The sequence below is a fragment of the Okeania sp. SIO3B5 genome, assembly GCF_010692555.1.
Lineage (GTDB): Bacteria > Cyanobacteriota > Cyanobacteriia > Cyanobacteriales > Microcoleaceae > Okeania.
The window spans coordinates 5020-19532 of the sequence record NZ_JAAHHG010000029.1 but is presented as its reverse complement, the minus strand read 5'-3'; the positions used below and the strand labels follow the sequence as shown (position 1 = coordinate 19532).

Sequence of the window (14513 nt, the reverse complement as noted above, 5' to 3'; positions counted from 1 at the left end):
AAAGCTATTAACTTATCATCTTAAGTCAATATTGCCTCTTTCATTTTGTATTAAATTAAGTAGGGCGTGACCGATCTAATCTAAAAGCATTGACATATAAAGGCTTTAGTCTTTTTGGTGTCGAATTGCAGTGCAAATTTTTCAGCTCTTTATGCTCAAAAAGTTAGTATTTTAGGCAAGACTTGGGCAGAAAAATTAAGGGACAAAACGCCCGCTCCTACCTCCTCGCTGATTCCAATTTCTCCTGTCTCCTGTCTCCAGTATAGCTGTCTCCTACCCCTACTAAAAGACTTTTGAGCGCAAACCCTAAGTAGTGATTTTTGCAGATTACTCCTTATCCTTAATAACTAAGGATATATACCAACCAATATCGCTACCGTGACAAAACTACCCAAAATTTATCTCTATCAACAAAATCAATGTATAGTAATGAGCGCTGGTATATTTACAAATTGCAGGAGAGGCCAAATAGCTAAAAGTCTTATTATTATCGGCAATTTATTCCCCCTGTTGCCTGTTGCCTGTTGCCTGTTGCCTGCGCACAGCGCTATAACTGAAAAAACTCAATATTAATTTTTAAAATTAGCTCAAAGAAAATAAGTATATTTTAGTTAACCAATATCTTATGTTTTTCTTTCATAGAAAAATTTTTACCTAATAATTAAGGTTTAAAGCCTCTCCTTTAAAGGAGAAAAAAGAAATAATTTTCCTTAAGCTTCAATCCTCTTCTTTTCAAGGAGAGGTAATTATTAATTATTAATTATTAATTGTTGAACTTAGTTCCACTATCAAATTAATATTAAATAAATCAATTTTTTGACTTATAGTCTTCAATTTGTTGTGCATTAATCTCCACAGCAGACACATCAATAGTACCAGGAGGAGTTAACCTGCTAAAATTCCCCCCTTCAACTTTAAGTGGTTCTCCACAACTAGGACATTGAAATTGAGTCTGATTTAAAGCAGTAAATTCATAACTACAAACAGGACATTTATCTATAATTAAATTACGATTTAACCACCAACGTAACCCAATAAATGCAATTATAGGTGTAATCAATATAAAACCAATTAATATCAAAACAGAATTAACTAACCATCCCAAACCTATAGACCCTAAAAACCAAACAACAGCTAAAACAATTAGCCAATTACCAATACTGGCCAGTGTTAATTTAAATACTTTTGAATTGCCTTGATTCACTTCATTATCTCCTTAAATATCCATCCTTACTTATATCCTAATCACAAATTTAAAAGTTGTTTTACCCTTTCAGTAAAGGCAAACCTACCAAACACTTTTACACTTTCTTCTCGCAACCAATTACTATCACATCTTTGGTCCTCTCCCTTCAACATCTCAATACAAGCATTAGCTACTGCTTCTGGATCTCTATAGGGTACGCGCCATCCTAATTTTCCATCCTGTAAGGGGTCTGCCGATCCATCCGCATCACCCGATAAAACTGGTATTCCACAGGCCATTGCTTCTAAATACACAATACCAAACCCTTCCTGAGAAGGCATCACATAAGCATCAGCTACTTGATAATGTCTAACCAAATCTTCTGTAGGCACAAACCCAGCAAATATAACTTGTTTCTCCACCCCTAAATCTTCAGCTAACTTGGCCAAGCGGGGTTGATCATCTCCTCTGCCAATGACTAAATACTTTACTTCTGGGAATATTTGTAGTATAATAGGTATAGCTCGGATAGTAACATCAACACCTTTATAGGGGTCTCCTGACCAAAGTCTAGCTACAGTCATTAACACCTTTGCCCCTTCCAGATTGTAACTCTCAATCAAATCTTGAGGTTTAGGCTGAGGAATAAAAATATTCTCATCTACCATACAAGGTAACAATTGAAACTTTTCTTGGTCTAGATAATTATTTTCACAACAGCGATCGCGACTATAACGGCTAATAGTTAAAATACTAGCTGCTTTTTTTAATGCCTGTTGATATTTATTTGGCAGTGGTTCCCACACTTCCTTACCATAAGTAAAAACTGTGTAGGGAATGCCGAGAGGTACACAGAAAGTTTGAACTAATGGAGCTAAATTAATATGACCACAAAAAACTTGTTGAGGTTGTTTTGTTAGTAAACACCATAATAATGTTGTTGCTAACCTAAAACGCCCTAACCAAATAGGCTGAGTTTTTAAATAATAGAAATTTATATTCTTCGACTGATAGGGATTTTCACATTCTACTCCATCTCTAAGTAATAATATATCAGTATCTAGAACCGAATCAGAAGCATTTGTAGAATTTGTTAAGTCTTGGTAAGCCTGAAAAATATCTCTAACATAAGATTGAATGCCACCTTCACGAGATAAAATTTCCAGAAAAACGAATATATTTCCCTTTTTTTTATCAATTTTTTGATCCAATTTTATCTCCAATTGTTTAGATTATTAAGAAAATTCACAAAGAGTTTGATACCCTCCATCCACTCATTCTTTAGTTATATCTTAAACTATTTAGTCGTAAACTTCATTACCAAAAAAAAATGTCTAAAGCCTCCCCTTTTAAGGGGATAAAATAAAGAGAATATTCCTTATGTCAAGCCTTTGGGTTTCCTAGTTCATGCTGCGCAAACAGCCAGAGGTACTGTTAACGCAGTTCCTCCGTTAGGAGGCTAACTGATAACTGTTAACGTTTGCGTAGCATTCCGTAGGAAAGTTCCTCCGATAGGAGGCTAACTGATAACTGAAATTACCTAGTTTTACCTGGATTAAAGTCAGTAAAAACATACGCATTTAACCATATCTCATCAATTCTATCTTTACAAAAAAAGTAAAGTATACTTTCTATTCCTTGAAATTCTGGTTGATAGTGAAATAGTTGAACTGAATTTTTTTCAAATTTATTAATTAACTCTCTACGAGTAAGAGGTTCTTTTCCAGTAAAAGGTTTTTCGGGAAGAAAAATAATAATCAAATTACTTGGTTCTGGTTGAGCAGAATAAAAACATTTAAAGGGGCGATAAGGAGTACATAAATTATCAGGGAATGATTTTTTAGCTTTCATAACTAAAAAGCCATCTCTAAACGGTTTATTATCCTGGATTAAAATAGGAAAGTTTTTATAATTTAGAAAAGCAGAAAATTGCATCATCCTATACCCTGAATTTTCAGGAAAAAATAAGTCAATATTATGAGAGTTATTGTTACTAATATACCGTTCTAGAAAATGGGTTGTTTGTACTTTTCCATCTATCATTTTTTTTCGAGCTAAAATGAAAAAAGAAGAATAGTGTATATTGTTTATAAATATAATAATAACCAAGAAAACAATGCCTAATACCTTATACCTTTGCTTATTAATCAAAACTTTTGAAGAGATATTTGCTAAATATAAAGTGGCAATAAAATCTACTGGAGCGGTATAATAATTTGTAAAAATGTTAAGCTTAATATAAGCTAAAAAATATAATAAATTACCAATTGCTAAAGTATCCCATATTAAATTGAGACGATATTTTCCTAAAATTAACCCACGGATTCGACCAATGAATACTAGAAGAAAGATTAATAAAATTGGATTCGCTTTTAGATAATTAACAAAAGTAGATAATCTACTATCTCTTGCGTGTGCGCTAGCATAAGAAGTTCCAACTTGACCATAAGTATTTGAGATGTATAAATACATAAATACTAAGGAGAGAATAATTAAACCTAAATCGAGCCAATTATTTTTGACAAATCCAAATATTCTTTGCTGTAACTTATGCCAAAGTCGATCATTAAATGCTGTTATTATTAATCTGCTACCAGCAAACCCTATTATTAACAGAAAAATAGGTTCTTTATAGTAAAGTAAAAATTGAGTAGCAATAAAAATTCCACAAAGATAAAATAATGATTTGTGCTTCTCCAGTTTCTCCAAACAAAAAATGAAAATTGCCAACCAGAAAATTATGTTTCTTTCAGGATAAATGAGACCAAAAAAAGAAACAACAAAGCTAGGTAGTGCTAAGAGCAGAGTAGCCAAAATAATTTTATGGCTCAATTTAATTTGCGGTAAGATTGACAAACAAAGAATAATTGTAACCAGTAATTGAAAGATTGAAAAAGAATGATATGCTAGAGGAGTTTTGTTGAAAATACTAATGATATTATATTCCTGAAGCCCTAAAGGCCAATATCTACCTGATTTCGACCAAATTGGCATATTATAAAACTTACCTTGTAACGAAAAAAATGTAAATTGATCGTGATCGTAGTAGGCAAATTCAGCTTTATTAAATATGAGATAAATATATATACATACAAATATTAAGAAACAGATGCTTCCTAAATACAGAAAGTAATTCTTACTTAAATTTTGAGAAATATTATTTCTCTGATTAAAAATAGGATGAACTTGTTTTAATGAAGTTGAATTATTAGAGTCAAAAATAACAGCAAAAACAATCACGATAGTCAGAGAAATTATCCAAACACTGAGAAACTCTCTATGACTATTACGTTGTAAATAATTTACAATTTCCGAGAAGTTAGTATCATTCATATTCATAACTAAAAATAACTTTAAACTTGGAAATTATTGAAACAGTAGGAAACTATGATTAGGCAAGATCAAACAAAGAAAGGTTCGTGGCTATAATACTTCTACTTCTTGCTTAACCCAACGCCATGATAGTCCCATGATTGATTTGAGTTACTCTTAGAAAAAATCTACTCAAAATGAGTAATTTTATCCATCTCGTCTGTGAATGGGTTGGATATGATTTCGAGATATAAGATTTTAGCTATTTAGCCCTTCCTGCAATTTGTAAATATACCAGCGCTCATTGCTATATAATAATTCTATATTCACTAATACCATTTTGAAAAAAGAATGTTACGAATAATAAGCACCATAAAAAGACTTTCAGATAAAGTCTGTTTCACGAAAAAGGTAATTTGCAACATCAAAAATGGTATTAAATCTATCCCCAAGTGCATTCTAAATTCTAAATTGGCGCATTAAAATAAATACCCTAACTATTTGTAGCAAATATTTATCAAATTGGTATAACGCCATTATCCGCCACTTGAAAATAGAAAAAAACCGCCCTAGAAGGGCGGAGGTTTAAACCAATTTTTTTTGTAAATATTTGAGATATCCAAGTCTTACAATGTAGATATCTGAAGTCTTAGAATAGACCAAAAGTCAAGGATTTTTCAATTGGTAAAGTAGCACCAATACCCAACCACAGAGTTACTGCTGTACCAAATAGGAATACAGCAGTAGCTACTGGACGACGGAAAGGGTTTTGGAACTTATTTACACTTTCAATGAAAGGAACCAATATTAATCCTAGAGGAATAGAAGCCATTGCTACAATACCCAACAACTTATTAGGTACAGTACGCAGGATTTGAAACACTGGCCAGAAATACCACTCAGGTAAAATTTCCAGAGGAGTAGCAAATGGATCTGCTGGTTCACCAACCATAGCAGGATCTAGTACGGCTAAACCTACACACAAAGCAAATGTACCAACAATTACTACTGGAAATATATAGAGTAAGTCGTTAGGCCAAGCAGGTTCACCATAATAATTGTGACCCATACCTTTAGCTAACTTAGCTCTTAATTGAGGATCGCTCAGATCCGGCTTTTTTAAAGTGGACATATTTTTTCTTCTCCGTAATCACTGATAGATAGTATTTGATTATTTTTGACACTCTCACCACTAAATCAAATATTATAGTGGGAGATTCTTGCCTTATAGCTTAACTTACAAAGGTCCAGAGATACCTTGCTTACGAATCATCAAGAAATGCAGTAGCATAAATACTGCAATTAGCCAAGGTAGTACAAAAGTATGAAGACTGTAGAAGCGAGTTAGAGTTGCTTGACCAACACTTGTACTACCACGCATTAGTTCTACAATGAATGGACCAACAAATGGAATTGCATCAGGTACACCAGAAACAATTTTCACAGCCCAGTAACCAATTTGGTCCCAAGGTAGAGAATAACCTGTAACACCAAAACTAACAGTAATTACAGCCATAACTACACCTGTTACCCAAGTAAGTTCCCGGGGTTTCTTGAAACCGCCTGTGAGATAAACTCGGAAAACATGAAGAATCATCATCAGCACCATCATACTGGCAGACCAACGATGGATAGAACGAATTAGCCAACCGAAGTTAACCTCAGTCATAATGTATTGAACTGATGCCAGTGCTTCTGTTACTGTTGGCTTGTAGTAAAAAGTCATCGCAAACCCAGTAGCAAACTGGATCAGGAAGCAAACCAAAGTAATACCACCCAAGCAGTAAAAAATATTTACATGGGGTGGAACATATTTGCTAGAAATATCGTCGGATATCGCTTGAATTTCTAAGCGCTCATCGAACCACTTATAAGTTGCTGAATCAGTTACCTGTTTTGTGAACATGAAGCCAAAAATCCTAGATGAATATTGCTGTTTTTTAATCGATGTTTTGGGGTAGTTAGGAAGATATACTTACCTCAAACTTTTGACCAGCAATATGAGTATGATACCAACTGGCAAAGGAATTCAGAGACAAGTCTACTATAACTTAGGAAATATATATTCATTACTTGCCTACCCTCCAGTTATAAAATTTAACATAACTTGTGGAGAATTTTCATCAAGGTTTCAGCTTTGATCAAGTTTGAAATCTTAAGTATTTTTCATTTACACTATAAATTTTACCCAATCATCCTATAAGGCAAGAAGTTTTGTATTTATGAAAAAAAGATTTATCCGAATTATATTTCTCTTAATATTACCAGTGATTCTGAGTTGTGGACTTTGGACATCATCTGCATCAGCATTGACAGAGGAACAGAGTTTATTGGGCGAAGCTTGGCGGATAGTTAACTTGGCTTATGTTGATGATTCTTTCAATCATCAGAATTGGTGGTTTGTACGTCAAAAATTGATTAAGAAACCCCTAAAGAGCAGAGACGATACTTATAATGCCATTCAGGAAATGTTGGCCAGTCTGGATGACCCCTTCACCAGACTTCTCAAACCAGAACAATACAATAATTTGCAGGTTAATACCTCTGGAGAATTAACAGGAGTGGGTTTACAAATTGCTTTAGATCCTCAAACAGGAGAATTAATAGTCATCTCTCCTCTGGAGGGTTCTCCTGCTGAAGCTGCTGGTATTCAACCTCGCGATCGCGTAATCAAAATTGATGGCCAACTAACTTCAGAATTTACTTTGGATGAAGCTGCTAATAGAATGCGAGGTCCCGTTGGCTCTTCTGTAGTATTGACAATTTTGACAGAAAGCAGCAACCAACCTGAAGAAATCACCCTAATTAGGGATACTATTGAGATTAACCCAGTTTATGCTGAATTGAAGTCTGGCCCGGAAACAGGAAAGATTGGTTATATTCGTCTGAGTCAATTTAATGCTAATGCGGCGACAGAAGTCAGCCAGGCAGTGGAAAGTTTTGAACAGCAAGGGGTTATTGGTTATGTGCTTGATTTACGCAATAATCCAGGTGGACTATTACAAGCTGGCATAGAAATTGCTCGTCTATGGTTGGATGATGGTACTATTGTTTACACGGTTAACAGACAAAGGTTTATTGGTAGTTTTTCTGCTGATGGACTAGCGATAACTGATGCTCCGTTAGTGGTATTGACTAATCAGGGAACTGCTAGTGCTAGTGAAATTCTTGCAGGTGCTCTTCAGGATAATGGCCGTGCTTTGTTAGTGGGTGAAAGAACTTTTGGTAAAGGGTTAATTCAGTCTTTGTTTGATTTGTCTGATGGTTCGGGATTGGCTGTGACGGTGGCTAAGTATGAAACACCAAACCATACAGATATTAATAAACAGGGAATTATGCCTGATATTGTGGTGGAACAAGACCCGATTTTGCCTTACCAAGTTACTACAGAAGATGACAAACAATATCAAGCTGCAGTAGAACTTCTTACATCTGAAATTGTGTTAGCAAATGCAGTTTAATTAGGGTTTGCTGAAAAAGTCTTATGGGTGAGGGTAGGAAACAGGAGACAACCCACCCCTCGCCCCTCCCCCTCCCAGGAGGGGGATAGGAGTCAGGGGAATGAGCGAGGAGGTAGGAGTAAGAATTGTTCCTTGATTTTTCTGCCCAACTATGCGCCAAAATACGCTCCATGCATGAGCGTGAAGAGCTGAAAACCAGGCACTTTTTAAAGGCCCCAAAAAGGCACTTACCTTTATCTGTAAATACTTTTAGATTTAATCAGCAAACCCTAATTAGGCTTTTTATCCATATCTAACTTAAGGTTTGTGTTTCTACATAGAATTCAATAAATATAACCCAAATTCGGAACTGCAAAATGTAGGAAAAAATAGTTTAACAGGGCGATCGCTATTAATATAGATATAAATGCAATTTAGGGCAGATTTTAGACTAATGTGGTACAACTGACGGGGTCAATATTTTGTGCTTGTTTTCTATCCTACTCTCAACGTTATTGCAGCTTATTTTGAGAGGCGATCGCTCTTTTGAGAATTTTTTCTACTCTTCAATAACTTGATTAAATTGATGTTAGCTACTTTTATTAGTATTGACTAAAAAATCATATACATATGCGAACAACACCTTATGGTACAGATATTATCACAATTTTTGGGAGAAGGCAAGCTGATTTTACTCCCGGCGCGACACTTTTGAAGCTTCACACAATGAAAAGAAGGTATAGCAATGTGCGCTGGCATATTTACACATTATTTTTTGTACAGCTTTTCTAAACTGCATTTTAAGCTGGACATTGTAAATACCTGAGCGCTCATTGCTATAGCTGTGAATCAAGGAGATAGCTTTCTCAAAAAAAATCGTCACTTGCTGAGGCGAGAATGAATGAAAGAGGGAAGAACAGGACACTAAAAACTCGGTAAACAAACAATACGAAAACCACCCCGGGAATTACGTTCATAGGAATAGAAGCTATGGCGACAGGCACTCCGACAACTCCTAGTAAGGTTGCACCAACAACCACCACGAAGTACTCGTTTATTACTACTCCCTTGACTTTCCCAAGTACTTCCATCAGTAGGTGCACCATCATAATTAATGTGCCAAATATCTAAACACCACTCCCAGACATTTCCGTGCATATCGTATAAACCAAAAGCATTGGGAGGAAAAATTCCTACTTCGGTTGTTTTTTGTCGATACTTACTTTGAGGAGCTTTGCCATAAGCATAGTTGCCGTTGTAGTTAGCTAACTCAGACGTTATAGTTTCTCCAAAATAGAAAGGAGTAGTTGTCCCGGCGCGACAAGCATATTCCCACTGACTCTCACTGGGCAGTCTGTAAATTCTCCCAGTTTTCTCAGATAGCTTTTGACAGAACTCTTTAGCGTTATGCCATGTTACTCTTTCTACTGGGCAGTTTTCTCCTTTAAAGTCAGAAGGATTTTTTCCCATAATGGCTAAATATTGGTTTTGAGTAATGGGGTATTTACTCATATAAAAAGGTTTTAGGGTTACTTGATGCTGAGGGCTTTCTGCATCATATCTGTGTAGTTCATTTTCTGGCGAACCCATAATAAAACTTCCCCCAGGAATATAAACCATTTCTAATTTAATACCATTACCTAAATCTTCTATTTTTTGTCTGGCATTACCAGGGGTGCCGTTGATTATTTTGCCAGAGTTGTTAACAGTAACTACCTCAAAAGTAAATATTTCTCCTATTTTTGATTCTGGTATTGATGTGAGAAATTTTTGTGGTGGAGAAGTTTCGTTAATAACTGATGATATTTCTCCTGTATTTTGAAACTTTTGCTGAAAATCAGGCAACAAGAGAAGGCGGAAACCCCAGTAGCTGCCGTAGTAGTCGGCATTATTCCTGATACGGCGGGCACTCCGACAAAACCGAGGATGGATATTCCAACAGCCACCACGAAGAAGTCGTTGACTACTATCTCCTTCACTTTCCCAGGCACTTCCATCAGTAGGCGCACCATTATAGTTATTGCGCCAAACATCTTGACACCATTCCCAGACATTGCCGTGCATATCATGTAAACCAAAAGCATTGGGAGGAAAAATTCCTACTTCGGTTGTTTTTTCTAAATGTTTACTTTTAGGAGCTTTGCCATAAATATAGTTGCCATTGTAGTTACCTAACTCAGACGTTATAGTTTCTCCAAAATAGAAAGGAGTAGTTGTACCTGCACGACAGGCATATTCCCATTGACTTTCACTGGGTAGTCTATAAATTTTCCCAGTTTTCTCAGAGAGTCTTTGACAAAATTCTGTGGCGTTATGCCATGTCACTTTTTCTACAGGATGGTTTCCTCCTTTAAAGTGAGAAGGATTTTCTCCCATAATTGCTTGATATTGGTTTTGAGTAATAGGGTATTTACTAATATAAAAAGGTTGAAGAGTAACCTGATGTTGGGGACTTTCACTATTAAGTCTTTCAGCTTCATTTTCTGGCGAACCCATGAGAAAACTTCCGCCAGGAATATAAACCATTTCTAATTTAATGCCATTACCTAAATCTTCTATTTTTTGTCTGGCATTACCGGGGGTGCGGTTGATTATTTTGCCAAAATTATTGATAGTTACTACTTCAAAAGTAAATCTTTCTCCTATTTCTGATTCTGGTATTGATTCTGGAAATGTTTCTGGTGGAGAAGTTTCATTAATAACTAATGGAGCTGTTAATTTTTGAGATTTTTGTGGTGGAGGGGTTAACTTTTTTTCTGTTGGATAAGTCTGATTAATAAGGGAGGATATTTCCCCAGGATTTTGAAATCTTTTGTTAGTTTTACCTACAATCATTTTATCCAAAGAATTTCTGACTTCCAGGGTAGACGAAACAATCCGAAAACCCCTGTAGTAGATAAGGTTGTTGCCATCATTGTTGTAACGTTTAGCACTCCGACAATTCCAAGAATAGTTGTACCAACTACCACCACGAAGGACTTTTATGTTGCTATCTCCCCTAGTTTGCCAAGCACTTCCATCATTAGGCGCACTATCATAATTAATGTGCCAAATATCTAAACACCATTCCCAAACATTGCCGTGCATATCGTATAAACCAAAAGAATTTGGAGGAAAACTTCCCACATTAGTTGTTTCTCCTCGATATTTATCTTTAGGAACATTACTGTAAGGATAATTACCGTCATAGTTAACTAACTCAGACGTTATAGTTTCTCCAAAATAAAAAGGAGTAGTTGTACCTGCACGACAAGCATATTCCCACTGACTCTCGCTTGGCAGTCTATAAATTTTTCCAGTTTTCTCAGAAAGCTTTTGGCAAAACTCTACTGCGTCATACCATTTCACATTTTCAACTGGGCGACTTTTTCCTTTAAAGTGAGAAGGATTTTCTCTAGTAATAGCCTGATATTGTTCTTGAGTAATGGGATATTTACTCATATAAAAAGGTTGGAGAGTCACTTGATGTTGCGGACTTTCATCAGAGCTTCTTCCCTGTTCGTTTTCTAGGGAACCCATCATAAAATTTCCCCCAGGAATATAAACCATTTCTAATTTAATACCATTACCTAAATCTTCTATTTTTTGTCTGGCATTACCAGAAGTGCGAGTGATTATTTTGCCAAAATTATTGACAGTTACTACTTCAAAAGTAAATATTTCTCCTCTTTCTGCTTCTGGTATTGATGTGAGAATTTTTTGTGGTGGAGAAGTTTCATTAATAATGGGTGGTGCTGTTAATTTTTGAGATTTTTGTGGTGGAATGGTTAACTTTTTTTCTGTTGGATAAGTCTGATTAATAAGGGAGGATATTTCCCCAGGATTTTGAAATTTTTTGTTAGTTTTACCTACAATCATTTTATCCAAAGAATTTGTTACTTCGGGGGTATACCAGACAATCCGAAAACCCACACTTATGCCAAATTCGACGCTATAGTAGTAGCTACGCCAGGCACTCCGGCAACTCCTAGAACGTTTGAGCCAACTCCCACCACGGAACACCCTTCTAAAACTATATCTTCCACTTTCCCAAGCACTTCCATCATGAGGCGCATCATCATAGTTATTGTGCCAAATATCCAGACACCATTCCCAAACATTGCCGTGCATATCGTATAAACCAAAAGCATTGGGAGGAAAACTTCCCACTTCGGTTGTTTCTCGTCGATATTTATCTTTAGGGGCATTACTATAAGGATAATTACCGTTATAGTTAACTAACTCAGACGTTATAGTTTCTCCAAAATAGAAAGGAGTTGTCGTACCTGCACGACAAGCATATTCCCACTGACTCTCGCTTGGCAGTCTATAAATTTTTCCAGTTTTCTCAGAAAGCTTTTGGCAAAACTCTACTGCTTCATGCCATTTCACATTTTCAACTGGGCGACTTTTTCCTTTAAAGTGAGAAGGATTTTCTCTAGTAATAGCCTGATATTGTTCTTGAGTAATGGGATATTTACTCATATAAAAAGGTTGGAGAGTAACCTGATGTTGCGGACTTTCATCAGAGCTTCTTCCCTGTTCGTTTTCTGGGGAACCCATGAGAAAATTTCCCCCAGGAATATAAACCATTTCTAATTTAATACCATTACCTAAATCTTCTATTTTTTGTCTGGCACTAACGGGGGTGCGGTTGATTATTTTGCCAAAATTATTGACAGTTACTACTTCAAAAGTAAATCTTTCTCCTCTTTCTGCTTCTGGTATTAATTCTGGAAATGTTTCTGGTGTAGAAGTTTGATTAATAACGGGTGGTGCTGTTAATTTTTGAGATTTTTGTGGTGGAAGGGTTAACTTTTTTTCTGTTGGATAAGTCTGGTTCATAACTGACGATATTTCCCCTGTATTTTGAAACTTTTTCTGAAAATCAGGCAACAAGAGAACGCGGAAACCAAAATTCATAATGCAGTTGTCAATATAGTTGTTAAAGCGGAAGGCACTCCGGCAATGATTAGGATTATTGTTCCAACTACCGCCACGGATAATTCTTTGATTAATACTTTCTCCTCTTTCCCAAACACTTCCGTCATTAGGAGCACCATTATAATTGTCATGCCAAGTATCTAGACACCACTCCCAGACATTGCCGTGCATATCATATAAACCAAAAGCATTAGGAGGAAAAATTCCTACATTTGTTGTTTCTTGTCGATAGTTACTTTTAGGAGCTTTGCCATAAATATAGTTGCCATTGTAGTTAACTAACTCAGACGTTATAGTTTCTCCAAAATAAAATGGTGTGGTTGTTCCTGCACGACAAGCATATTCCCACTGACTCTCACTGGGCAGTCTATAAATTTTCCCAGTTTTTTCACAGAGTCTTTGACAAAATTCTGTGGCGTTATGCCATGTCACTTTTTCTACTGGATGGTTTCCTCCTTTAAAGTTAGAAGGATTTTCTCCCATAATTGCTTGATATTGGTTTTGAGTAATAGGGTATTTACTCATATAAAAAGGTTGGAGAGTTACTTGATGTTGAGGACTTTCATTATTAAGTCTTTGAACTTCGTTTTCTGGGGAACCCATCATAAAGCTTCCTCCAGGAATATAAACCATTTCTAATTTAATACCATTACCTAAATCTTCTATTTTTTGTCTGGCATTACCAGGAGTACGAGTGATTATTTTGCCAAAATTATTGACAGTTACTACTTCAAAAGTAAATATTTCTCCTATTTCTGATTCTGGTATTAATTCTGGAAATGTTTCTGGTGTAGAAGTTTGATTAATAACGGGTGGTGCTGTTAATTTTTGAGATATTTGTGGTGGAGGGGTTAACTTTTTTTCCGTTGGATAAGTCTGATTAATAAGGGAGGAAATTTCCCCAGGATTTTGAAATATTTTGTTAGTTTTACCCACAATCATTTTATCCAAAGAATTTGTTACTTCGGGGGTATACCAGACAATCCGAAAACCTTTGTAGTAGATAAGGTTGTTGCTATAGTTGTCGTAACGTCTGGCACTCCGACAATTCCAAGAAGAGTTAGACCAACTACCACCACGAAGGACTTTTATGTTACTATTTCCTGTAGTTTCCCAAGCACTTCCATCATTAGGCGCACCATCATAGTTAATGTGCCAAATATCCAGACACCATTCCCAGACATTGCCGTGCATATCGTATAAACCAAAAGAATTTGGAGGAAAACTTCCCACATTAGTTGTTTCTCCTCGATATTTATCTTTAGGAGCTTTGCCATAAATATAGTTGCCATTGTAGTTAACTAACTCAGACGTTATAGTTTCTCCAAAATAAAATGGTGTGGTTGTTCCTGCACGACAAGCATATTCCCACTGACTTTCACTGGGTAGTCTATAAATTTTCCCAGTTTTTTCACAGAGTCTTTGACAAAATTCTGTGGCGTTATGCCATGTCACTTTTTCTACTGGACGGTTTCCTCCTTTAAAGTTAGAAGGATTTTCTCCCATAATTGCTTGATATTGGTTTTGAGTAATAGGGTATTTACTCATATAAAAAGGTTGGAGAGTTACTTGATGTTGAGGACTTTCATTATTAAGTCTTTGAACTTCGTTTTCTGGGGAACCCATCATAAAGCTTCCTCCAGGAATATAAA

7 protein-coding genes are annotated in these 14513 nt (G+C 35.8%); 1 reads left to right on the top strand and 6 read right to left on the bottom strand.

What is annotated here, in order from left to right; genetic code table 11:
• Positions 1 to 808: 808 nt before the first annotated feature.
• From F6K54_RS06655 to petB, 5 genes are all read right to left on the bottom strand, one after another.
• Positions 809 to 1204 (bottom strand): hypothetical protein, encoded by a 396-nt coding sequence (locus tag F6K54_RS06655; RefSeq protein ID WP_293075836.1) that lies wholly within the window; start codon positions 1202 to 1204, stop codon positions 809 to 811.
• A gap of 41 nt (positions 1205 to 1245) precedes the next feature.
• Positions 1246 to 2397, bottom strand: a complete 1152-nt coding sequence (locus F6K54_RS06650; RefSeq protein WP_293075834.1) for a glycosyltransferase family 4 protein — start codon at positions 2395 to 2397, stop codon at positions 1246 to 1248.
• A 325-nt stretch (positions 2398 to 2722) separates the two neighbouring features.
• The gene (locus F6K54_RS06645) at positions 2723 to 4525 is read right to left on the bottom strand and encodes a hypothetical protein (protein ID WP_293075832.1); all 1803 of its coding nucleotides are present in this window, start codon (positions 4523 to 4525) and stop codon (positions 2723 to 2725) included.
• Positions 4526 to 5147: 622 nt separating this feature from the next.
• Positions 5148 to 5630: a cytochrome b6-f complex subunit IV gene (gene petD / locus F6K54_RS06640; protein WP_293075830.1), complete on the bottom strand. Its 483-nt coding sequence runs from the start codon at positions 5628 to 5630 to the stop codon at positions 5148 to 5150.
• A gap of 105 nt (positions 5631 to 5735) precedes the next feature.
• Positions 5736 to 6404: a cytochrome b6 gene (petB, locus tag F6K54_RS06635; RefSeq protein WP_202223005.1), complete on the bottom strand. Its 669-nt coding sequence runs from the start codon at positions 6402 to 6404 to the stop codon at positions 5736 to 5738.
• 316 nt (positions 6405 to 6720) lie between these two features.
• Here petB and ctpA point away from each other — a divergent pair, with 316 nt between their 5' ends.
• The gene (gene ctpA / locus F6K54_RS06630; RefSeq protein WP_293075828.1) at positions 6721 to 7959 is read left to right on the top strand and encodes a carboxyl-terminal processing protease CtpA; all 1239 of its coding nucleotides are present in this window, start codon (positions 6721 to 6723) and stop codon (positions 7957 to 7959) included.
• Between the two features lie 903 nt (positions 7960 to 8862).
• Here ctpA and F6K54_RS06625 read toward each other — a convergent pair.
• Positions 8863 to 14490 carry a formylglycine-generating enzyme family protein gene (locus F6K54_RS06625; protein ID WP_375341956.1) on the bottom strand — a complete coding sequence of 1876 codons (5628 nt, stop codon included), beginning with the start codon at positions 14488 to 14490 and terminating at the stop codon, positions 8863 to 8865.
• Positions 14491 to 14513: the final 23 nt, after the last annotated feature.